This window comes from Paenibacillus chibensis, assembly GCF_004001045.1.
GTDB classification, from domain to species: Bacteria; Bacillota; Bacilli; order Paenibacillales; family Paenibacillaceae; genus Paenibacillus_AQ; species Paenibacillus_AQ chibensis.
Window position 1 is genome coordinate 1 of record NZ_BIMK01000013.1, and the last position, 22,129, is coordinate 22,129.

Sequence of the window (22,129 nt, forward strand, 5' to 3'; positions counted from 1 at the left end):
TTTGAAGATACGTCGATAGACGTTTTTCTTATTTTTCAGCAGGATATGCCTATGAAATACAAACAAGAACGGCCCTTACGTCAAGGACCGTTCTTGTTGTTCTTTCTTGATTTTTATATCGATGATGTCCGGTATTTCTTCGATGGAAGAGACGGTATAGAAGGATTTCCCGGGGTCCTGCTGCAGCTCGACCATATTGAACACCCATTCATTGGATTGTTTGACGTAAATGCTCTGCAGCCCGGCCGTGAGCGCGGGTACAACGTCGGTTCGAAGCGAGTTGCCGATCATCCAGGTGGCGGAGCGGTCAAACGAACCGGAGCGAATGATATGCTCAAGCGTAGATTCGTTTTTGTGCTGCGTAATGTAGATACGGTCGTCGAAGTAAGTGCTGAGCTTCATCTGGTCGATTTTGCGCTGCTGAATTGCGGTTTCGCCGCCGGTGTACAAATAAAGCCGATGCCCTTCACGCTGGAGCGTCTCCAGCGTTTCCACCATGCCGGGATAAGGCTCCACTTCATGCTCGTAGACGCTGAGTCCCAGCGTGTTCAGCTGCTGCTCCTCTTCCAAATGGATCGGGCGATTGAACTTCCGGCAGAAGAAGCGGTAGGTTTCAATCAGAGAGTACGGAAAATTGCCGCTGCTGAAACCGGTGCGGCTGACTTGGGCGACGTCGATTTCGATTTGCTTCTGACGGATCTCATCGGTCGACAACTGCTGGGCACCAAACCAATGATGCACCAGCTCGAAAAATTCACCGAGCACAAGTCCGAAGTATTTATTGCAATGGATGAGCGTATCATCCAGGTCAAACAAAATATGCTGTCTTAACGTATGATTCATCATGGCTTCACTCCTTATAGACGCATGTAAGATTCCAGGAACATCTGGAGCTCCGATGCACCGTCCGGACGGATGCTGAATTTTTCCTTGTCTTCTACGCCAAGGTGAATCCGCAGCAGGCCGGCCACCCGCAGAATCATCAAATGATGCTTCAGCGATTCTTCCGGCTGCTCAAGGTCGCGTACCATTTCCTTGAGGGAATGCGGCTTTTCTGCCACATATCGGAGCAGGCGCAGCCGTTTCGGATCGGAAAGGGCATGGGTCATCCGCAGCAGGCAGGTCGGCGGCTCGTCCTCATCCTCTTCCGGCACGTCGACGGGATATTGGATCAGCATCATTTTTTTGTAAAAGCAGTACGTATTGATGGGACGGTTATGCACGGTGGGAAACAGGACGATCGTTTGAACTTCCGGCGCATTTTCGATGACGAGTCCGCCGGAGGCGTATTCGACCAGGGCCATCGGGTCCATTTTCGTCAATAGCATGCCTTTTTCTTTAGCATCCTCTTCGATGAGCGGGATGATGTCCGGTTCCACATGCATGAAATAATGCTCGTACCACAGTTCAAGCAGCGGGGTGTAACCGTCACGGATCCGGCTCGCATCTTCTAGGGTCAATTCCGGAAGGTAAGGCAATGCGGCTTCGAGCAGCGTTTCAGCCGGCGTTTCCTTCAGGCAGTCCAGGAAGGGAAGTACTGCGTCCCCGTTGTTGCGGTGAATGGCCCAGGCATACAGCACATCGTAATCCGCGAAGGGCCATTGACTCGCTTCGGAAAGGGAAGCCGACACTTCCGGGGAAAGCTTGGCGCTCACCTCGCTGATCCATTCAGGCCCAAGGTCCAGGTTTCTTATCCATTTTTTGGATGTATATACCATAAAACTGCCGAGCAGTTCGTAAATCGGTGAAACGTCAACTTTCACTTCATAGTTCATGAAACCGATAACCTCCCATGAAATCAGTGCATCTTCTTCATTATGGCTTGTTGAGTGTCGGGTTGTCCACTATAATGTTCAAGTAGTTTGCCCGGAAGTTTGAAGGAGGATCATTACCGTGTCACAAATTCACAGCAAGAATCGCAGCTCGTCTTTTCATTATGTCATATTACTCATCGTTATAGTAGCGGCGGGAATCAGCCAGGGGCTGCTCCTGCCCGTTCTATCCATTTTTCTGGAGCAAATGGGAGTTTCGTCATCCATGAACGGCATGAACGCGGCCGCTCTTTATGTCGGATCCTTCGCCATGACGCTTGTGGCGGAACGCACGCTTGGCGCGCTTGGCTTTAAAAAGCTCGTCAGCGCCGGACTGGTGCTTGTCCTGGTATCCGTATTATTATTTCCGCTGTTTCCTAGCGTGAAAGTATGGTTCATTCTCCGCCTGCTTGTCGGCATCGGCGACAGTGCGGTCCATTATGCGGCGCAGCTATGGGTGCTGCTCGTCACGCCGGAGGAGAGCAGAGGGAGAAATATCTCCATCTACGGCATGTCCTACGGTCTTGGCTTTAGCCTTGGGCCGCTGGGAATACCACTGCTTCAGTACGGAAACAGCGTTCCTTTTATCGTATTAGCCGTCCTGGTGATGCTTGTCCTGATTCTGGTGCTGCTGAAGCTGCCGGATTTGCGGCCTGAGAAGCTGAAGGGCGAACAACGTCCGGTCAGAAGATTCCGCCGCAGCTATGCGTTTGCATGGTACGCTCTGATCCCGGCATTGCTATACGGGTACATGGAGTCGGGCATCAACAGCAATTTCCCTGTGTACGGACTGCGCGTAGGTCTCACCGAGCATCAGATCGCTTTATTGCTGCCGTTCATCGGCATCGGCGGACTCGTGCTGCAGCTGCCGCTCGGCATGCTCAGCGACCGTTTCGGAAGAAAAAAGATTCTCATGATTTGCGGAATCTTGGGCGGACTCTCGTTTGCGCTCATTCCGACGGCCGGAACTTCAACGATTGGAATTATGCTTCTGCTGATGCTGGCCGGTGGGATGATCGGATCATTCTTCTCGCTCGGACTTGCGTATGCAGCCGATATTCTGCCGAAGCTGCTGCTTCCAGCAGCCAACGTGATCGCATCCTTTCATTTTAATATAGGAAGCATCGCTGGACCGAATATCGGCGGCACCTTGATGCAGTATGGCTGGAACGCCGGCCTGTTTATCGTGCTTGGCCTCGGCTTCATGGCGTTTGGGTTTTTGGGCTTTGCCGTAAGGAAGAAAACTTCGGTAGAGGCGGACAGCCTATAGCTGTACTCCTGAAACCGAATGCTTTATGATAGGAAGAGAGGAAGAGAACGAGAGACCAGAGGAGAAATGTCATGATTAGAATTCAGCATTTAACCAAGTCCGTCGGAGTCGATAAAATACCTGTGCTCAAGGACATTTCACTTGATTTTCAGCGCGGGGAGCTGATCGCTCTCGTCGGTGCGAGCGGAAGCGGAAAAAGCACGTTTTTACGCTGCCTTGCCCTGAAAGAGAAGTGGGATAAAGGCACTTTCGTGGTTGACGGAGTTGATATTCTGAAGGACCCGCTTGCCGGAAAACGGAAAATTAAGCGTGAATGGGCATACTTAGAACAGAACCCGCAGCTGAACCAGAACCGAACCGCCTTAAAAAACGTGCTGATCGGACAATCCGGCCAGACTCCGCTGTGGCGGATGGCTACCGGCATGGTGCGTTCGGATGATTATATGGGAGCCATGGACGTGATCGAGCAGCTTGGATTGCTGGAAAAAGCGCATCAAAAATGCGACAAGCTTAGCGGCGGCGAGCGTCAGAGAATCGCGATTGCGCGTGCGCTCGTGCACGGGGCCAAAGTCATTCTGGCAGATGAGCCTGTCATCGGCCTGGATCCCAAATCGCAGGAAAGCGTGATGGAAACATTGAAAAAGCTCTGTGAAGAGGAACGGGTCAGCGTTGTGACAGTGCTGCCCCTGGAACTTGCGGAACGGTACGCCACGCGCATCATCGGACTCACCGGTGGAGGGTTCGGATTCGATATTGCCGGACGCCGGCTCACGGTTCGCGAACGAAATATGCTATAAAGCCTTCAGCCAGGCTTTGAATAGAAAAGAGTGATTCATTTTGGTAAAACGCTACTGGATATATGTCCCTGCCGCCTTTTTCCTGATGCTGCTGCTGAGCGGCTGCTCGTTTATCAGTGACCCGGTCCTGATGATGAGAACGCCGCAGCTGTCGGCTGAAAAGGAATCGCTTCGTTCCATCGTCATGGCCCAGCTGCCTGAGGACGCCAACCTGATCCGTTCTAATGAGGAAGACGACACGAACATTATCCATTTCGTCGATCTCGATAATGATGGGGTCAGCGAAGCCGTCGTATTTTATGAAACGCCTGACCAGATCATTGGTATCCATGGCATGATTTTCAAAAAGGTCAATGATACCTGGGTTAAGCAGATTACCTTTGACGGAGCAGGCAAAGTGTTGGAATCTTTGTACTTCAAGGATATGACCAACGATGGCAAAGTGGATATTGTAGCTGGATTTTCCATAGGCAACGAAGAGATTGACAATGAGGTATTCATCTACAGCTACAACGGCAAATCGCTCGATAGAGTATTGGAACGGCCTTATACGAACTACGTGATCAGCGATATGAACAAGGATCATATCAACGATCTGACGATCGTCAATTTGAAGCGGGGAGAAAGCAACTATATCACCACCTTCCAATATGAGGACGGCAGCTTTATGGAGCTGGACAGGCTCGAAATGAAGCCGTATATTTACGATTATTACAATGTTGTCGCAGGTAAGGTGTATGTGGATAAAGAAGGTAACAGTATCGAAGGCATTGTCCTGGACGCCATGTTATCGAATGTCGGCGAAGCTTCGTTTACGAGCGTCATCATCATGGAGGACGGCAAGCTGAAATCTGTGCTACCGGATCAACAGCAGACCTACAGGAACTACAGGGTTTACAGCGAGGACGTCAATAAAGACGGGATCATTGAAATACCGCTGCTTAATCCGCCGATCGGATGGTCCTTCTTCAAGAACCAGGACGAGATCCCTTATTTTTATTCGTATTATCAATGGGATGGGAAAAGCGGGCTTAAATTCGTGATTGAGAAGTATCATGATCTGAAGTATGATTTTGATTTTGGATTTTTCCCTCCGCAGTGGCATAACAAAATTACGGTGGACACCAAATCCCAGGTCAACAAATATTTGCGGTTCGTGATGATCGACACGGGTAAAACGGTTGCCGAGATCAAATTCTTCTCCCTCAGCGAATGGGAAAAGCAGCATGACGACTGGAAGTACCTGTACAGGACAAACGAAAAGGTTGTAGCCTACAAGAAGAACGTAGATTTCGACCTCGATAACAATAACAAGAACAAAGCGAAGAATGAAGTACCGCCGATAGAAAGGAAGGACAAGCAAAGTGAGTAAAGTATTGATATTGGAAGACGAAGATTCCATCCGCAGTTTTATCGTCATCAACCTGAAGCGCAATGGATTCGACGTGCTGGAGGCATCGAACGGCAATGAGGCGCTTGACATTCTTATGAGTACGCCGGACATTGATATCGCTCTATTGGACGTCATGGTTCCAGGCATCGACGGCTTCGAGGTGTGCCGGCGCATTCGTGAAACGAATGAGCGCCTCGGCATCATCTTTTTGACCGCGAAGGTCCAGGAGCAGGATAAGGTGTATGCACTTTCGGTCGGAGCCGACGACCATGTCAGCAAGCCGTTCAGCCCGACCGAGCTCATTGCCCGGATTCAATCCCTGCTGCGCCGGGTCAACGTTCACCGGGAAACATCGGCCAAAGTCAGTTTCCATTCCGGTCCGTTTGCGCTGGATTTGATCTCCAAGCAATTCAAGAAGAACGGACACAGCATCGAGCTTACGCCAACGGAGTTTTCGTTGGTACAATTTTTCCTGGAAAAAGAAAATACGCCGCTCAGTCGGGACGTGCTTCTCGATCACGTATGGGGCAAGGAGTACATGGGCGATCCGAAGATCGTTGACGTGAACATTCGCCGTCTCCGCCAAAAGATTGAGGATAATCCTTCTGAGCCTGAGTTTCTCCAGACCGTCTGGGGTCACGGGTATAAATGGAAGGGTCAGGGACAATGATCAAGAAAGGCATTCGCCGGCAGATCGTCATGCACTACTTTATCGTCGTGTTCTCGACGCTGCTGCTGGCTGAAGTCATTTTTTTACTGGCTATACGCAGTTATTATTATGACAGCATCTACAGCCATATTACGAACCATGTCAAACAGGTCGAGGACTATCAGAAATTCAGCACGACCATGAATGACGGGAAGGACGATCTCGGCAGTCTGCTCACGGTTTATAAGCTGAGTTTTACCGAAATGCAGATCTTGAATGTTCAAGGGGATGTGCTGATTAACTCCTCGGAATTTCAGCCTGATGAATCCTTGAAGACAAGCGATATTTCGCAGGCCCAATCCGGAAATATCGGACGATGGGTCGGCAGGCAGCCGAATACCGGTGAAAACGTCATGGCCGTGTCCAAGATGGAACAGAACAACGGGCAGGATGCTTATATCGTCCGATACGTCACTTCGCTGGAGCGGGTGAATGACAAGCTGTTCAACGTAACGATGATCGCGACGGCGGTGGCTGCGGCGGTGCTGGCCCTCGTGCTCGCATTCAGCCTGGGACTTGCGAATTCCATCGTGAAGCCGCTCAATACCATCACGGCTGTTTCGGCGCAGATGGCCAGAGGAAAGTTCAACATCCGGATTAAAGGCAATTACAAATACGAGCTTGGTGAGCTGGCTTCGACGCTGAATTATATGGCTCAGGAGATTATACGCAGCAACCAGGTGAAAGACGACTTCATTTCTTCGATATCCCATGAGCTGCGGACACCTCTCACGAGCATCAAGGGCTGGAGCGAGACAATCAACTCCGGCGGATATGATCCGGAGGAGACCAAGATCGGCATGGAGATCATCACGAAGGAAACGGAGCGCTTGATCGGCCTCGTCGAAGAAATTCTGGATTTCTCCAAGCTGCAGCAGAACGAAATGAAGGTGTCTTTCGCACGGGTCGATCTCAAAGAGCTGCTGCAGGAAATTATGCTGAATCTGTGGACCAAAGCCGAAAAGAGATCCATCGAGCTAAGGATCGATTCGGTCGACAAACCGATTGTGGAGGGAGATGCCAACCGTCTTAAGCAGGTGTTTCTCAACTTGGTGGACAACGCCATCAAGTTTTCACATGAAAATTCAGCGATTGACTTGATTGTAACCTTCGAGGGCAACAACGTGGTCGTACAGGTACATGATACAGGGATCGGTATCAGCGAGGATCATCTGGTAAAGGTGAAGGATCGATTCTTCCAGGTGGATCCGTTGAATGGAGGTACCGGGCTTGGATTGGCCATTTCGCAGCAGCTGGTTGAGCTGCATCACGGGATTTTGCTTATACAAAGCGAGCTGGGCGTAGGGACGACGATCGTCGTAAGACTGCCGCGGCTGCTGGAAGATGCTTCTCCCGCCGACGCTATGGAACTGCCTAAGCTCCCCGGAGCGTCATCATAAAAAAACCGACAGCATGAAAAGAGCGAAACCGCAAACAGCGGATTCGCTCTTTTGTATATGGGACCCCATTTGGCAGTATCTTAAGAAGATAAGCCTTCGGCGCGGAGTCGGCCGGTTTTTTCGTATACTTCCTGCAGCAGGCGGGAAGGCTGGGTACGAACCGTGGGTTTGGGCAATACCGTTTCGTACGGCCCGATGACAACGATTTGATCAGCCGTGCCCTTGATGACTGCGCCATCTTTAATGACAGCTCCTTCACCGATGATGGCACGCTCAATCTGGACGTTTCGCCCGATTTTGGCATTTGGCATCACGATGCTGTCTTTGATTTCCGAATAGCGGCCGATTTCTGCTCCGCAGAAGACAACGGACTGGTAGGCCGATCCGTCCAGGGCACTTGTTTCCGAAATCATGCAGCCCGTCGCGGCGGCAGGTCTGGATTTATGCGCGCTGATTTTTGTACGCCACGGACGGGTAAACATCGGCCACTCGCTGTTATGGAGCTTGCAGTCGGTATCTCCGGACAAAAGGTCCATATGGGCTTCCCAGAGGCTGTTAACCGTGCCGACATCCTTCCAATATCCGTCGAAGCGATAGGCAAACAGCTGGTTTTGCTCCTCCAGCATTTTAGGAATGACATCCTTGCCAAAGTCATGGCTGGAAGCCTCATTGGCTGCATCTTCGAGCAGGTGGCGGCGCAAATAGTCCCACTTGAACAAATAAATGCCCATCGAAGCGAGATTGCTTTCCGGTTCAGCCGGTTTTTCGGCGAATTCAGTGATACGCAGCTCGTCATCCACGCTCATGACGCCAAATCGGCTTGCTTCTTCCCATGGAACCTCCATAACGGAAATGGTGGCTTCTGCATCCTGCTGCTTATGGAATTGAAGCATTTTGTTGTAATCCATGTGGTAAATATGATCGCTCGAAAGAATAAGCACATGCTCGGGCTGCTGCCGATCAATGTATGCGATGTTTTTATAAATAGCGTCAGCTGTTCCTAAGTATTCTGCGGATCCTGTATTGTAAGAAGGCAGCAGGGTAATACCGTCATCACCTTGGCTTTGGAGCCCCCAAGGCTCGCCTTCACCGATATGTTTGTGGAGCGATTCTGCCTCATACTGCGTCAGGACACCAATGGTGTCGATGCCTGAGTTTACACAGTTGCTGAGAGGAAAATCGATGATTCGGTAGCGTCCGCCAAAAGGTACGGCCGGCTTTGCCTGTTTCGATGTCAGAGGTGCGAGTCTGCGGCCTTCACCTCCGGCAAGCAACATGGCGATGCAATCTTTCTTAAACATGTTGTTTCCCTCCCAAAAATTTGTCAATGTAGTACATACATAAACGGTTGCCGGACCATCTGAAACGAGTATATTGAAAAATAATTGAAAAATTACAAATTTATTTTTCAGAAGTCATTTTTGCGTTTAAACTGGCTACAATGGGGTAATGGTTTAAGTGCACTATACCTATAAAGCAGGTGATCATGTTGGCGAAAATTCATGCATTACCCGGACAGCCGCCTACTGATGAGGATATATACCTATTCCATGAAGGGACCTCCTACCACAGTTACAGAATATTGGGCGCTCATCCTGCTGTGGAAGATGGTCTGGAAGGCGTCCGGTTTACCGTTTGGGCTCCGCATGCCCGGCAGGTCGGTCTGGCATCCGACTTTAACGGTTGGAACGGAGATGACGATTCACTACATAAGATACCCGATTCCGGCATTTGGACTCGCTTTTTCCCGGGCATAAGGGCAGGTACTTTTTACAAATACGACATAAAAGGACCGGGCGGGGAGCGGTTATTGAAGGCCGACCCCTATGCCTTCAGCGCCGAAGTGCGTCCCGCAACGGCTTCGGTGGTAACGGATTTGCAAGGTTATGTCTGGAAGGATGCAGCCTGGCGGCGGAAGAAAAAGGCGCTTTACGGTAAACCCGTGAACATTTACGAAGTGCATCTGGGAACCTGGAGGCAGAAGGAAGACGGAACCCTGTACAGCTACCGCGAAATCGCCGATATGCTGATTCCATATTTAAAGCAGATGCATTATACGCATGTCGAATTCATGCCGCTGGCGGAGCATCCATATGATTTATCTTGGGGTTATCAATTAACGGGATATTTTGCGGTGACGAGCCGCTTCGGAACGCCGCAGGATTTTATGTACCTAGTAGATGCTTGCCATCAGGCTGACATCGGCGTCATTATCGACTGGGTGCCAGCTCACTTTACGAAGGATGCGCATGGACTGAGGATGTTTGATGGAACGCCTTTATTTGAATATGCGGATCCCCTGAAAGCTGAAAAGCCCGGCTGGGGTACGCTGAGCTTCGATTACGGCAAGCCTGAAGTGCGCTCATTTCTCATTTCCAACGCCTTGTTTTGGCTGGAAATGTTCCATATTGACGGTCTTCGGGTAGACGCGGTGACGAGCATGCTGCGCTTGGATTTTGAGAAGAAGGAAGGCCAGTATCATCTCAATGAGCGTGGGGGCGTGGAAAATCTTGAAGCCATATCTTTTTTGCAGCAGTTGAATACAGCCGTTTTTAATTATTATCCGTATACATTGATGATGGCTGAAGAATCAAGCGCCTGGCCGGGGGTCACGTCCCCCGTGGATGAAGACGGGCTCGGGTTCAATTACAAATGGAACATGGGCTGGATGAACGATACCCTTGATTATATGGAAGCTCCGTTCGAGGATCGGCCATCCAAGCATCATCTGCTGACGTTTCCGATCGCGTACGCTTATTCGGCGAATTATGTGCTTCCTTTAAGCCATGACGAAGTCGTTCACGGCAAAAAATCCCTGCTCAGTAAAATGCCGGGAGATTATGGCCAGAAGTTTGCCGGGCTTCGAATTCTGCTTGGGTATCAAATGACCCATCCGGGCAAAAAGCTGCTGTTTATGGGCGGGGAATTCGGGCAGTTCATTGAATGGCGGGACCAGTATGAGCTGGATTGGCTGCTCTTGCAGTATGATAGTCACCGGCAGATGCAGGCATATACGTCGGATTTAAACCGCATGTATCTGGAAGAGCGTGCCCTGTGGGAGAAGGATCATGAGATGGAAGGGTACCAGTGGATCAGTCCCCATGATTCGTCGCAGAGCGTCATATCCTATCTGAGAAAAGGAAAAAGAGCCGGTGATACGCTGATCATTTTCATTAACTTTTTGCCGGTGGAGCGCCTGTGCTACCGTATCGGAGTGCCGCGTGCCGGGAAGTATGTGCCGGTTTTCCAAAGCGAGGATGAGCAATACGGGGGGCAAGGCGCCTCCGTGACGGAGCCGATTCAAACGGAAAAGGTTCCATGGCATGACCAGCTGAACAGTTTGGAGCTTACCCTGCCGCCGCTTAGCTTCATTGTCTTGAAACGCGAAGCGGCTGTCCGGCAGAAAGATAAAGCTGTAGAAATCGCGGAAAAACCAGGCAAGAAATCCAAAAATGCAGCAACGGTTCGCAGTAAAACTGCATCCCAAAAAACTGCATCCCAAAAAACTGTATCCAAAAAGACTGCATCCCAAAAAACGGAAGCATCGATGGCGGCAAGAAATGCAGTAGAAGGAGGAGACAAAGCATGAAGGTACTATTTGCAGCAGCAGAATCAGTTCCATTCATCAAGACCGGAGGACTGGCCGATGTGATCGGCGCATTGCCGCAGGCCTTGTCCCGAAGCGGACACGATGTTCGTGTCGTTCTGCCCAAATACCGCGGAATATCCGCGCAGTTCCGGGATCAGATGGAGCATCTCGGCGAGGTTTATGTTCCCGTAGGCTGGCGCAGCCAGTACTGCGGAATGGAGAAGCTGGTATATGACGGCATTACGTATTATTTTATCGATAATGAATACTATTTTGGACGAGACGCGGTATATGGCTACGGGGATGACGGCGAACGCTTCGCATTCTTTAACCGGGGCGTGCTGCAGATCCTGAAAGCGATCGATTTTCAGCCGGATGTCATACACTGCCATGACTGGCATGCGGCTTTGATTCCTGTTTTGCTGGACGCGCACTATCGCTATGACCTGTTTTATTATGAAATGCGGACCGTGTTCACGATTCATAATTTGCTGTATCAAGGCATTTTTCCGTATGAGGTGCTGGGTGAACTGCTGGAGCTGGACAATCGGTATTTCACGATGAACGGACTGGAATATTACGGGAAGGTCAATTACATGAAGGGCGGAATTGTGTATTCAGACCATGTGACGACGGTCAGCCCGACCTACGCCAGAGAAATTCAGACAGATCACTATGGTTATGGCTTGAACGGCCTGCTGCAGTCTCTGGGACCCAAGCTGAGCGGAATTGTCAACGGAATCGATACGAAGAGCTATAATCCGGCGACGGATTCTCAAATAGCGGTTAAATACCGTTCCAGCATGGCGAAGAAAAAAGAAAACAAGGTACGGCTGCAGGAGGAGCTGGGGCTTCCGGTATCAGCCGATACACCGCTGGTCGCCATGGTGACACGTTTGGTCGATTCCAAAGGTCTTGATCTGGTCGTGAGAGTGCTTGATGAGATGCTGACCTTCGAGGATATGCAGTTTGTCCTTCTCGGTACCGGCGACAGCCAATACGAGCATTGGTTCAGGGAAGCAGAGCAGCGCCACCCGCATAAGTTGTCTGCGCAAATCACCTTCAGCGACACGTTATCCCGGAAAATATATGCTTCGAGCGATATTTTCCTCATGCCTTCGAACTTTGAGCCCTGCGGGATCAGCCAGCTGCTTGCGTTGCGGTACGGAAGCATTCCCGTGGTCCGGGAAACGGGCGGTCTGAACGACACTGTGCATGCCTACAATGAATTTACGGGTCAGGGCAATGGTTTTACCTTTACGAACATTAACGCCCATGACATGATGCATACAATTCGCCGGGCGATCTCGTTTTACCGTCAGCCGGAGCACTGGAACAAGATCGTGAAGAATGCAACAAGCGGGGATTACAGCTGGAACGTATCGGCTCAAGAATACAGCGATATCTACAAGCAGATTACGACGCAATAAACTGCAACCCGGCACAATAAAAGGAGTATTCCAAGTCTCATGGACTTTGGAATGCTCCTTTTTTCAATTGAAAATTAAGCCTTCTTCAAGTTCCGATACAAAATCCGGTATCCAAAGGGATCCAGGGTTACATTCATCATGCCGTTCACAGGCGCAACCTTCTCGTCCGTCAAAGCATCCCGCCAATCGGTGGTGACCATCGGATGGGATAGGGTTTGCTTCTGGTCGGTGTTATTCATCCAAATCGTAAAATGAATCGAGTCATCCGCGCGTTCGTAGATAATGCAGGGCGTGCCCGGATCAGCCTTCAAAAAGCGGAATCGGCCTTCGCGAAGCGCCTTATGCTTCTTGCGCAGATTGATCATGATTTTATAAAAATCGTATAGCTCCCGATCCTGCTTGTCCGTATCCCAGATCATACATTTACGGCAATCCGGATCGCCATCACCCGTAAGGCCGATCTCATCCCCGTAGAATATGCAGGGAGTACCCATATAGGTGAACAGGAAGACGACGGAGAGCTTCAGTTTGCGTTTGTCGCCACCTACGCGCGTCAGCAAACGGGGCGTATCATGGCTGCACAGCATGTTAAAGACGACTTCGTTCGTTTGCTGCGGATATCGCATCAGAAGCGAGCTCATGCGGTCCGAGAAGGTGGCGCCATCCATGCCGCCGTTGAAAAATTCCAGCACCTTGTCGGCAAAAGGGTAGTTCATGACCGAGTCGAATTGGTCTCCCGACAGCCACGAGAGCGAATCGCTCCATACCTCGCCGACGATATAAGCTTCCGGATTGGCATTCTTGACAACCTTGCGGAAGTCGCGCCAGAAATGATGATCGACCTCATTGGCTACATCCAAACGCCAACCATCCAGCTTGATTTCCTTAATCCAATATTCGGCCACATCCAAAAGGTAGTGCTTCACTTCCGGGTTTGCCGTATTGAATTTCGGCATATTGCCAAAAAATCCGAAGGTATCGTAGGTTGCGATTCCGTTTTCTACCCGGGCAGGAAACTGGTTGATATGAAACCAATCGGCGTATTTCGATTTTTCGCCATGTTTGAGCACGTCTTGAAAAGGCGGGAAATTCTCGCTGCAGTGATTGAACACCGCATCCAGCATCACGCGGATCCCTTTTTCATGGCATGCCTCGACGACTCGTTTGAGCAGAGCGTTATCCCCGAAATGAGGATCGACCTGCTTATAATCTACGATGTCGTATTTATGGTTCGAAGGCGACGTAAAGAGCGGGGTAAAATAAATCGCATTGATGCCGAGGTCCAGCAAATCGTCCAGGTGATCCAGCACGCCCTGCAGGTCGCCTCCAAAGAAATTGTCGGTCTTGGGCTGTCCACCCCAAGGCTCCGTTCCTTCCGGATCATTGCCAGGATCTCCGTTGGCAAAACGTTCAGGCAGGATCTGATAAAAGACCGCATCTTTTGCCCAATCCGGCACTTTGAATACATCGATTTCATGTATGTAGGGGAACTCGTAATAACCGCCCGGTGGAGCTGGACAATCATGATAGATTCCACTGTCCGTCATATAGACCGACTCCGTGCCCGCCGTGACGCGGAATGCATAATTCAAACGTTTGTATTTCGGAAGAACAGACGCCTCCCAGAAGTCGAACATCTCGTCGGATGCCGCCTTTTCCATCGTAATTTCAAAGTAAGTCGAATCCCAGTCGTATTTGTCTCCGGTCATGGCGACCACGGAGTCCACGTCGTTTTTCTTGGTGCGGACACGCAAATGAATGGTTTTGGGATCATAAGCATATGCCCACTTGTCGCGGGGTACATGATATAGTGCTTCGAGCAGCATGACTACACCTCCAGATAATGTCTAGCTATTTAATAACCGGGAACATCAGATGATGAACCAAGGCCGCCAGGCTTTTCGAATGATTTGACATTATTATGCTCATTTTGAGCGATGGGACATGCTTATAGGGATGAATTTTCGGCACTTGTGAACGGGAACGATCTATAAAAATGCATAAACAATGCAAACCGCATATTTAATCAAGATGTCCGTGTAGCAATTCATCGGAAAAGGATTCAAATGTAAAAGGAAAAATATGGTTGTTTATTCTGACGGGTATTTCCTTGCACAAGGTAGAATTATTAATGTTATAAGCTATTGGATGGGAAAGAATATAATCAAATTACATATGAGAATTCTGAAAAAAATCGGCATCAAAAAGAGTTTTAATAAACCAATGGAAAAATAAAAGAAGCTTTTTACTGAATAGTTGACAATTTATTGAAAATACCTCATTTTGTATGAAAATTACATTGCATATTCATGCATTGTGTTGTAGTATAAAACATGCTTTCGAAAGGTGATGACAAGTCATCATCATGCTCATACTAAGCACTACATTGAAGAGAATAAGGACAGGAGAGATAGATGATGAAAAAATGGGGTATTTTAACGGTATGCCTGATGCTGGCAGGAAGCATGCTCGCGGGCTGCGGAGAAAAAAATAAAGAAGGGGCCTCCACTGCGGATAACGGCTCGAACCAGGCTAACGCAAAGACGATCGTACTGGGGACGAGCGCTGATTTCCCTCCTTACGAATTTCATAAAATGATTGACGGCAAAGACCAGATCGTAGGCTTCGACATCGATATCGCCAAAGAGAAATTGCCAAGGATATGGGTGCAAACCTGGAAGTGAAGGATATGGATTTCAAGGCTCTGCTCGGGGAATTGTCCAGCGGACGCGTTGATTTTGTCATTTCGGGCATGACACCGGACGAGAACCGCAAGAAGGAAGTGGATTTCTCCAATAACTACTACAAAGCGGAGCAGGCCGTCGTCGTACGCGAAAAGGATAAGGATAAATACAAAACGATGCAGTCTCTTGAAGGAGTATCGTTCGGCATTCAGACGGGATCGATCCAAGAGGATATCGCCAAAACGATTCCAAATGCGAAAATCACCGGCCTTGGCAAAATTAACGACATCATCATGCAGCTGAATTCCGGTCGCGTCGACGCTTCAATCATGGAAAAGCCTGTGGCGGAAGCGTTTCTTAAAAACGTCAAGGGTCTTGCCATCGCGGATGCTGTACCCGATTATCAAGAAGACGGTTACGCCATCGGCGTGAAGAAAGGCAACCAAGAGATGGTCGACCAAATCAATAAAACGCTGGATCGCCTGAATTCCGAAAAGAAAATCGATCAATTTGTTTCCGAAGCCAGCGATTTGGCAGCGAAAAAATAATGTAACCCTACGATGAACAAAAGTTTTGCAAAGAAATAGCGGATGTCATTTCGCTATTTTTTTGATTGCTTACCTTTGAAGGAGGATGGAAAGACTTCATGAATATCTTTGAAACATTCTGGACGTACCGTTCCTATTTCGGAACCGGCATCCAATATACCCTGCTGCTTGCGGCAATAGGAGTCATCTGCGGATTCATTCTCGGCATGGTCATTTCCATGCTGCGGATGTCGCGGTTTTGGCTGACGCGTTTTGTGGGAACCGTGTGGGTCGAGTTTCTGCGGGGAACGCCGATGCTGGTACAGCTGTTTATCATTCATTACGGCTTGGTATCGTTCGGCATTAAGCTGACCGCAATCGAATCAGGGGCGATTACGTTATCGCTCAACAGCTCCGCATACCTTGCCGAAGTGTTTCGCGCAGGAATCCAGGGAGTGGATCGCGGACAGGCGGAAGCAGCCCGTTCCCTTGGGATGAGCAAAGCGATGACGATGCGGTACATCATTTTGCCGCAGGCGGTGAAAAGCGTGCTGCCTGCCATCGGCAACGAATTCATCACGATTATTAAAGAATCATCCATCGTATCCTTTATCGGAGTGACGGATTTGATGTATCAGGCACAGGCCGTGACGACGATTACGTATGAATCGCTCAAACCGCTTCTGATTATCGCGGTCATTTACTTTATTATGACCTTTACGCTGTCCAAGCTGCTCGGATTGTTCGAAAGGAGGCTGAATACGGAATGATCACCGTTAAGGATCTGCATAAATCATTCGGAAAGCTGGAAATCCTGAAGGGCGTCGACATTGAGATTGCCAAAGGGGAAGTCCTCGTCGTGATCGGACCCAGCGGATCGGGGAAAAGTACGTTTCTGAGATGCTTGAACCTCCTTGAAACCCCGACGAGCGGCGAGATTACTTTTGAAGGCGAATCGATCACGGATCGCAAACATAATATTAACCTTACCCGCGAGAAAATGGGCATGGTATTTCAGCAGTTCAATTTGTTTCCGCATAAAACGGTGCTGCAAAATATTATGCTGGCTCCGGTAAAAGTGAAAAAAATGCCTGCGGCGGAGACAGAGAATATTGCGCTGGAGCTGCTTCGGACCGTTGGCTTAGCCGACAAGCGGGATGCCTATCCAACGCAGCTCTCCGGAGGTCAGAAGCAGCGTATCGCGATTGCCCGCGCGCTGGCGATGCAGCCGCATGTAATGCTGTTTGACGAGCCGACGTCGGCGCTGGATCCGGAAATGGTCGGTGAAGTGCTGGAAGTCATGAAGAAGCTCGCTGAAGGCGGTATGACGATGGTCATCGTGACGCATGAAATGGGCTTTGCCCGCGAGGTCGGAGACCGGATCGTCTTTATGGATGGCGGCAAGATCGTGGAAGAAGGAACACCTGAGCAGGTGTTTGGCAATCCGCAAAATATCCGGACGAAGGATTTTCTCGGCAAAGTCCTCTAAATATAATGAGAACAAAAGCTCCGAAAGGCATATACCCTTTCGGAGCTTTTTGCTGTCAGTGAGCAGGGATATCAGCGGAGATAAGAACCTTGGTTATAGTTTACATAATGATATTATTGTTAACCTGTATGAATAAAATGTAATCTCTGTAATCTATTATTCCGCTTGCAGATGCCTATTTTTAAAAACCAAGATCGTTACTACGCGATGATACGTGAAGACTCGGGTTCAAAAGTTGCAATATGGTAACATTTTCATGCGCACTGGTTACAAAATTGTGATATATTGAATGAGCCAAAACTTTGATACACAAAGTGCGGGGGAACATTTTTGCCGTGAAGAGTATGTCACTTGGGGTGAACCGCAATCAGCGCAGGGTTGTCTCCTCAATCCGAACCCGACAGCTAACCTCGCAGGCATGAAGGATTCTAAGGAGGAACTATGAAGAAGAGATTTAAGGGACTGAAAATTTTTGCAGCGGCACTTGGTATTACTTTGGCGGTACAAGCTGTACCTATTCATGCGGATTCCGTGCATGTGGCCAAGGAAGGCGATACGTTCTATACGCTATCCAAACAATTTGGCGTCAATATGACTCAACTAATGAAAGCAAATCCAAACGTACAAGCGACCAACATCTATGGAGGATTAAAGCTGAATATTCCTGGCGAAACCATGAAGGCATACGCGGATTCCGCACCGGCAACGATTACGGCCGCTTCGCTGAACGTGGATTCGGATCAGAAAATCGTAGAAGCATGGGGAAAAACCTTTACTTATAATAAAACCCTGAATGTGAAAGCAACGGCTTACTCTGCAGCAGCCAGCGAAAATGGAAAATGGGGTGCGGTTGACTATTTCGGCAATCCGCTTGAACTCGGTACCATCGCGGTAGACCCATCCATTATTCCGCTCGGAACGAAGGTACTGGTTACCGGACACAGCTTCCCGGGTCTTCCGAAAAAAGCGTTCGTTGCTACGGCCAGAGACACAGGCAGCGCCATCAAAGGCAACCGCATTGACATCTTTGTTCCAGGCAGCCAGCAAACGGTTAGCGATTTCGGCTTCCAGGACGTTGAACTTTATTTCATTAAATAACCCGACATAATGTATTTACCCTCATATGCGAATACGCAAACAAAAGCCTCTGCCATCCTAGGATGACAGAGGCTTCTTTGCTATTTATCCTTCTGCACTTTCAGGAGCTTGGGCAGCGTAACGAAGGTATAGCCTTTCTTTTTCAACTCACGGATAATTTCGGGCAATGCGCCGATCGTGCCGGATAAATCCGATGAGCTGCCTCCGCCGGCATGTTGGAGAATGATAGAGCCTGCTCCGGCTGTCGTCATAATGTTCCGTTTGACGGCTTCTTTGCTGATGCCCTTCCAATCGAGGGAATCGACGTTCCAGTTGACGATTTTATAGCCCTCCCGTTTGGCCCAGCGCAGCTGGTTTTCGGTAATGTCTCCGTAAGGGGGGCGAATCAGCTTGGGTTTGTATCCGGTAATGCCGTAGAGAATTTTTTCGGTTCGAATGATTTGATCCGTATATTCGGCCATCGTCAGCTTATGGAACTGGGGATGGTTATAGGAATGATTCCCAATGGCATGCCCTTCGCGAACGATCCGGGCAACGAGATCAGGATGCTTCTTGGCACGGCTGCCCACGACAAAAAACGTCGCTTTGACGCCGTTCTCCGATAGGATCCGAAGAATTTGCGGCGTAAAACGGGGATCGGGAACATCATCGAAGGTCAGCGCGATTTGCTTGACATGCGGACCGTGGATTTTAAACGTATCCGGGTATTTCTTGATCAGCTGGCCCAGCGTCAACACCTGTTTTTCCTGTCTTTTCTCCGATCTCTCCGAACCGCTGGTTTCCTTGACGGAATGCGGAGCAGGAACGGGCTCGAATTTTGCAGCATACACGGCGGAATCGGATCCTAACAGGGATACTGCAAGCGCAACGGCGCATACTTTCCCGAAAGAGGTTTTTATCATGTGGTAGCGGCTCCTTTCCACGGTTGTACGACGAAAATTGGATAGTCTATACTGTTATGTCCCGAATTGGCAGATATTATGACCGGATTGCGAAACAGGCGTCATTTCCATAATTCTTTGTAAAATGTGTATAATAAAAATGTTCTCTTATGACCTTGTTTCAACCATGAGGGATTGCATATCACTCGCTTACTGAAAGGAGAGACAGAAAAGCATGGCGGATTTATTCACGCCCTTTGTCCTCAAGGGATTATCTTTAAAAAACCGGATTGTCATGCCTCCGATGTGCCAGTACTCGGTACAGGCTGAGGATGGCATACCGAATAACTGGCATTATGTGCATTATGTTTCCCGGGCAGTAGGCGGAGCAGGTCTGATCATTATTGAAATGACGGCCATACACCCGGACGGGCGGATCACGAATCAGGATACGGGAATATGGAGCGACGAACACATCTCTGCATACCGCAATATTGTCAATGAGGTACATACCTACGGCACGCGGATCGGCATTCAGCTGGGGCATGCGGGAAGGAAAGCGGAGGATGCCGAGCCACCGGTAGCCCCTTCCGCGATCCGGTTCGATGAGAAATATAAAATACCGCGCGCTTTATCCACCGATGAGGTTGGTGAAATGGTACAAGCTTATAAAGAGGCGGCAAGACGTGCGGTTGAGGCCGGATTCGATACGGTGGAGATCCATGGCGCTCACGGTTACCTGATCCACCAGTTCCATTCTCCGTTGACAAATCGGCGCGATGACATATACGGGCAGGACCTGCCGCTTTTTGGCGAGCAGGTGGTCAAGGCGGTTCGCGAGGTCGTGCCGGAGGACATGCCGGTTATCATGCGGGTTTCCGCAAAAGAGTATGTAGACGGCGGATACGACGTTGAATATATCGCCAAAGTATGTGAACGCTACAGGGATGCAGGCGTTGATGTTTTCCATATCTCATCAGGCGGTGAAGGGCATATCGGCTCTAACGGCGGCCCGAAGGCGGGACCGGGATACCAGGTGGAGCTTGCGGACGAGATCAAGAACATGCTGAACGTTCCTGTTATCGCTGTCGGACGACTGGAGAACTTTGAAGACGCGCAGCAGGTTGTTCTCAGCGGGAAGGCGGATCTGGTTGCCGTGGGGAGAGGCATGCTGAAGGACCCTTATTGGGCGCTGCATGCGTCCCAGGCGCTGCAGGCAAACGAGAAAATACCTAAGCAGTACCTGCGCGGTTTTTAAGCAGATATGTGAACGGGCATGGACAGTTTTTATGTCGATGCCTGTTTGACGTTCACGTATTGTACACGCAATTTCATATCCTATAACATGGTATGAAAGGACAGCAGGATCGACTCAAATTGGGTAATGATATAGAGAAATGAGGCGAAAAAATGGAATCCGGGAGCAAATGGGGGATTCGTATCCAAGAGATTCCTGTTGGCAGAGATCTTCTGGTCATCGTGACCGGCGGGGAAGCTCATATCGGCTCTGTAGCAACTGCCTACCTGAGTGAAGGCAGCAGCGGAGAGACGGTGGTCCAGACGGCCGACGTGCCCGGGCACCGGGAGCATGAGTTGGCTTCAGAGATGGCTTCTAAAGCAGCCGGCATGCTGGGTGTGACCGTCACCATTGCGGCAGGCATTCATTTTGATGATCTTGAGCGTAGCGAAATTCAAGAGATTGTCACGGAGGCTCATTCCGCATTCAACCAGTTTCTTGCGGACAAAGCTACTGCCCTCCGCGAAAATTTTTTTGTGAATTTTGAAACGACTTCAAAAAAGCTGCGTAAATGAATATCATAAGAACACATTAAACCTTTTCCTAGGAGGAAATTCCAAATGGCTATTTTTAAAAGATTACGTGACCTGACAATGTCCAACATTAACGCGATTATCGACAAAGCGGAAGATCCGGTAAAAATGACTGACCAATATATCCGCGACATGACGGAAGACCTGGAAGATGCCGAAAAAGCGGTTGCCGCGCAAATCGCAATCGAGAAAAAATTCAAGCAGCTCTATGAAGAACAGCAAGCTCTAGTTGAAAAACGTACACAGCAAGCCCATACGGCAGCGCAAGCGCAAAACGTTGATCTTGCCCGCCGCGCTCTGGAAGAGAAAAACGCCGCTGAACAAAAAATGGCGGAATACAAAGCAAGCTACGATCAAAACAAGGCATCCGCGGATAATCTTCGCGATAAGCTGGACGAAATGCGCAAACAGCTGACCGAAATGAAAAACAAGCGTGAAACGCTGGTGGCCCGTTATAATGCGGCCAAAGCACAAACCGAAATCAACAAAGCAATGCAGGGCTTCAGTTCGGACAGCGCCTCGAGCGGCATGAAGCGCATGGAAGAGAAAATGATGCAAATGGAGGCGCAAGCCGAGGCAAGCAACGAAATGTCCTCCAAAGGCAAATCCCTTGACGACGAATTCGAGAAGCTTGGCACGGATAAAGCCGTCGAAGACGAGCTGGCTGCGCTGATGAAGCAATACGAAAACAAGTAATAAGTTTGGACGATAAAGCGTAGATTGTAGAAGCAGCGAAGGGGAGTACATTCTTGTATCCTTCTTCGCTGCTGCTCGTGTATATGATAAAAAGCTGAATATCGTGGAGGCACGTTGCATGGACTTTAATACGATTATGGGGATATTGGTCTGGACCGGCTCCGGAGCTATTCTCCTTTTTATTCTGATGTTTGTGGATTCCCTGTTCACAAAGTACAAGGATTTTGAGGAAGTGAAGGCGGGAAACATGGCCGTGACCACGAGGCTTGTTTTGAAGCTTCTGGCACAGGGGTATATCCTCTCGGTATCCATCGGAACGTCCAACAATTTACTGGACGCCGTTATGGTGTCGATTATTTCTTTTCTGATTCTGCTTGTGCTTGAGGCCATCGTCAGAGTGCTGCTCCGATTGTGGGCCAAGCTGGAGCTGGATGTCGGCACGCAGCAGGGGAAAGTGGGCTACGGTTTGTTCGCCGGTTCGCTTCATATGGTCGGCGCGTTAATTATTACCGCCTGCCTATAATG

The 22,129-nt window shown here is 49.5% G+C and carries 21 protein-coding genes and 1 riboswitch; of the genes, 16 read left to right on the forward strand and 5 right to left on the reverse strand.

Features of this window, described 5'->3' with window-relative positions:
* Positions 1-75: 75 nt before the first annotated feature.
* Both PCH05_RS11920 and PCH05_RS11925 read right to left on the reverse strand, forming a co-directional pair.
* On the reverse strand, positions 76-843 hold the full coding sequence (locus tag PCH05_RS11920) for an HAD family hydrolase (protein WP_127602620.1): 768 nt from the start codon (positions 841-843) through the stop codon (positions 76-78).
* Positions 844-857: 14 nt separating this feature from the next.
* The gene (locus tag PCH05_RS11925; protein ID WP_127602621.1) at positions 858-1,775 is read right to left on the reverse strand and encodes an ArsR/SmtB family transcription factor; all 918 of its coding nucleotides are present in this window, start codon (positions 1,773-1,775) and stop codon (positions 858-860) included.
* Between the two features lie 118 nt (positions 1,776-1,893).
* Here PCH05_RS11925 and PCH05_RS11930 point away from each other — a divergent pair, with 118 nt between their 5' ends.
* From PCH05_RS11930 to PCH05_RS11950, 5 genes are all read left to right on the forward strand, one after another.
* Positions 1,894-3,081, forward strand: a complete 1,188-nt coding sequence (locus tag PCH05_RS11930; protein ID WP_246049502.1) for an MFS transporter — start codon at positions 1,894-1,896, stop codon at positions 3,079-3,081.
* Between the two features lie 71 nt (positions 3,082-3,152).
* Positions 3,153-3,878, forward strand: a complete 726-nt coding sequence (locus PCH05_RS11935) for a phosphonate ABC transporter ATP-binding protein (protein WP_127602622.1) — start codon at positions 3,153-3,155, stop codon at positions 3,876-3,878.
* A gap of 40 nt (positions 3,879-3,918) precedes the next feature.
* A complete protein-coding gene (locus tag PCH05_RS11940) occupies positions 3,919-5,250 on the forward strand; it encodes a hypothetical protein (RefSeq protein ID WP_127602623.1) in 1,332 nt (443 codons plus the stop codon).
* Positions 5,243-5,941: a response regulator transcription factor gene (locus PCH05_RS11945; RefSeq protein ID WP_127602624.1), complete on the forward strand. Its 699-nt coding sequence runs from the start codon at positions 5,243-5,245 to the stop codon at positions 5,939-5,941. Before PCH05_RS11940 ends, PCH05_RS11945 begins: the two co-directional genes overlap by 8 nt.
* Positions 5,938-7,380, forward strand: coding sequence for a HAMP domain-containing sensor histidine kinase (locus PCH05_RS11950; protein WP_127602625.1), 1,443 nt, complete (start codon positions 5,938-5,940; stop codon positions 7,378-7,380). The genes PCH05_RS11945 and PCH05_RS11950 overlap by 4 nt, the downstream gene beginning before the upstream one ends.
* A gap of 80 nt (positions 7,381-7,460) precedes the next feature.
* Here PCH05_RS11950 and PCH05_RS11955 read toward each other — a convergent pair whose 3' ends face one another.
* Positions 7,461-8,681 (reverse strand): glucose-1-phosphate adenylyltransferase, encoded by a 1,221-nt coding sequence (locus tag PCH05_RS11955; protein ID WP_127602626.1) that lies wholly within the window; start codon positions 8,679-8,681, stop codon positions 7,461-7,463.
* Positions 8,682-8,866: 185 nt separating this feature from the next.
* Between PCH05_RS11955 and glgB the strand changes: the two genes are divergently transcribed.
* Entirely contained in the window at positions 8,867-10,969 is a 2,103-nt protein-coding gene (gene glgB / locus PCH05_RS11960; RefSeq protein ID WP_127602627.1) for a 1,4-alpha-glucan branching protein GlgB, read from the forward strand.
* Complete coding sequence (glgA, locus tag PCH05_RS11965; protein WP_127602628.1) at positions 10,966-12,399, forward strand: glycogen synthase GlgA; 1,434 nt, start codon at positions 10,966-10,968, stop codon at positions 12,397-12,399. Before glgB ends, glgA begins: the two co-directional genes overlap by 4 nt.
* Positions 12,400-12,473: 74 nt before the next feature.
* Here the strand turns inward: glgA and PCH05_RS11970 are convergent, their stop codons facing one another.
* Positions 12,474-14,225, reverse strand: a complete 1,752-nt coding sequence (locus PCH05_RS11970) for an alpha-glycosidase (protein WP_127602629.1) — start codon at positions 14,223-14,225, stop codon at positions 12,474-12,476.
* A 591-nt stretch (positions 14,226-14,816) separates the two neighbouring features.
* On the opposite strand from PCH05_RS11970, the gene PCH05_RS27675 reads away from it, so the two are divergent.
* The 5 genes from PCH05_RS27675 to PCH05_RS11990 all read left to right on the forward strand — a co-directional run bounded on the left by PCH05_RS27675 (position 14,817) and on the right by PCH05_RS11990 (position 18,197).
* Positions 14,817-15,083, forward strand: coding sequence for a hypothetical protein (locus PCH05_RS27675; RefSeq protein ID WP_246049504.1), 267 nt, complete (start codon positions 14,817-14,819; stop codon positions 15,081-15,083).
* Between the two features lie 5 nt (positions 15,084-15,088).
* Positions 15,089-15,631 (forward strand): transporter substrate-binding domain-containing protein, encoded by a 543-nt coding sequence (locus PCH05_RS11975; protein WP_246049505.1) that lies wholly within the window; start codon positions 15,089-15,091, stop codon positions 15,629-15,631.
* A 98-nt stretch (positions 15,632-15,729) separates the two neighbouring features.
* Positions 15,730-16,380: an amino acid ABC transporter permease gene (locus PCH05_RS11980; protein WP_127602630.1), complete on the forward strand. Its 651-nt coding sequence runs from the start codon at positions 15,730-15,732 to the stop codon at positions 16,378-16,380.
* Positions 16,377-17,099, forward strand: a complete 723-nt coding sequence (locus tag PCH05_RS11985; RefSeq protein WP_127602631.1) for an amino acid ABC transporter ATP-binding protein — start codon at positions 16,377-16,379, stop codon at positions 17,097-17,099. Before PCH05_RS11980 ends, PCH05_RS11985 begins: the two co-directional genes overlap by 4 nt.
* A gap of 282 nt (positions 17,100-17,381) precedes the next feature.
* A riboswitch (cyclic di-AMP (ydaO/yuaA leader) is annotated at positions 17,382-17,533 on the forward strand.
* Between the two features lie 7 nt (positions 17,534-17,540).
* Positions 17,541-18,197: a 3D domain-containing protein gene (locus PCH05_RS11990; RefSeq protein ID WP_127602632.1), complete on the forward strand. Its 657-nt coding sequence runs from the start codon at positions 17,541-17,543 to the stop codon at positions 18,195-18,197.
* Positions 18,198-18,277: 80 nt separating this feature from the next.
* Here PCH05_RS11990 and PCH05_RS11995 read toward each other — a convergent pair whose 3' ends face one another.
* Positions 18,278-19,099, reverse strand: a complete 822-nt coding sequence (locus tag PCH05_RS11995; RefSeq protein ID WP_127602633.1) for a polysaccharide deacetylase family protein — start codon at positions 19,097-19,099, stop codon at positions 18,278-18,280.
* Positions 19,100-19,313: 214 nt separating this feature from the next.
* Here PCH05_RS11995 and PCH05_RS12000 point away from each other — a divergent pair, with 214 nt between their 5' ends.
* The 4 genes from PCH05_RS12000 to PCH05_RS12015 all read left to right on the forward strand — a co-directional run bounded on the left by PCH05_RS12000 (position 19,314) and on the right by PCH05_RS12015 (position 22,127).
* Entirely contained in the window at positions 19,314-20,336 is a 1,023-nt protein-coding gene (locus PCH05_RS12000) for an NADH:flavin oxidoreductase/NADH oxidase (RefSeq protein ID WP_127602634.1), read from the forward strand.
* A 152-nt stretch (positions 20,337-20,488) separates the two neighbouring features.
* Positions 20,489-20,890 carry a prenylated flavin chaperone LpdD gene (gene lpdD / locus PCH05_RS12005; protein ID WP_174806257.1) on the forward strand — a complete coding sequence of 134 codons (402 nt, stop codon included), beginning with the start codon at positions 20,489-20,491 and terminating at the stop codon, positions 20,888-20,890.
* Positions 20,891-20,935: 45 nt separating this feature from the next.
* Positions 20,936-21,604: a PspA/IM30 family protein gene (locus PCH05_RS12010; RefSeq protein WP_127602635.1), complete on the forward strand. Its 669-nt coding sequence runs from the start codon at positions 20,936-20,938 to the stop codon at positions 21,602-21,604.
* A 118-nt stretch (positions 21,605-21,722) separates the two neighbouring features.
* Positions 21,723-22,127, forward strand: coding sequence for a DUF350 domain-containing protein (locus tag PCH05_RS12015; protein WP_127602636.1), 405 nt, complete (start codon positions 21,723-21,725; stop codon positions 22,125-22,127).
* The last annotated feature ends 2 nt before the right edge of the window (positions 22,128-22,129 follow it).